Origin of the sequence: Amycolatopsis echigonensis, from assembly GCF_014174495.1 — a bacterium.
Taxonomy (GTDB): Bacteria; Actinomycetota; Actinomycetes; order Mycobacteriales; family Pseudonocardiaceae; genus Amycolatopsis; species Amycolatopsis echigonensis.
Genome location: NZ_JACJHR010000256.1, coordinates 1 through 726, shown reverse-complemented (window position 1 = coordinate 726; position 726 = coordinate 1). Strand labels below are relative to the sequence as shown.

Below are 726 nucleotides of genomic sequence, written 5' to 3'. Positions count from 1 at the left end.
CGCAGAGATCTCCTCCGGCGCGACCTGCTTGCTACGCACATCGAACCGTGCCGCGCCGTTCGGGCCGGACACCACCTCATAGGACACCGTGTCCCGTTCGGTGGCCACCTCCTCGAACCGACGGCCGATGAACCGCTTCGCCGACGCGATGGTGCCTTTCGGGTTCAGGATCGCCTGGCGGCGCGCGAGCTGCCCGACCAGCCGCTCGCCCTGGTCGGTGTACGCCACGACCGACGGGGTGGTGCGGCTGCCCTCGCTGTTCGGGATCACGGTCGGCTGGCCGCCCTCCACGGTGGCGATCACCGAGTTGGTGGTTCCCAGGTCGATACCGACTGCCTTAGCCATGAGAAGCGCCTCCCCTCACGTGATCAGGACTGGCTGGTCTGCAGCAGTTCGCGGGCGCGTTCGGCGTGCGCGGGGTCGACCAGCACCTCGTAGCGGTCGGCGATCAGCTGGCTGGCCGAGAGGAAGTCCCGGCGGCCACCGGAGAGCGCGTGCCAGATCAGGGCCGCCACGGCGCCGACCACCGCGCCCCACAGCAGCGCCCACAAGATCACCGCGAACCACGCGACCGCGTTGGTGGTGAACAGCGCCAGGAACACGCCGAACAGCAGCCCGATCCACAGCCCGTTGAGGGCGCCCAGCCCGGCTGCCTTCGGATATGTCAGCCGGCCCAGCACGTCTTCCACCAGGCGCAGGCCCACGCCGCTGATGGTGGTGTGCTCG

2 protein-coding genes are annotated in these 726 nt (G+C 69.7%); both read right to left on the bottom strand.

The features are described 5' to 3' along the window. Positions 1-345: Hsp70 family protein (locus tag H5411_RS46635; RefSeq protein WP_183128045.1), on the bottom strand; the 345-nt coding region annotated here is incomplete at its 3' end. A 23-nt stretch (positions 346-368) separates the two neighbouring features. Further along, positions 369-726: general stress protein (locus H5411_RS46630; protein WP_220818400.1), on the bottom strand; the 358-nt coding region annotated here is incomplete at its 5' end.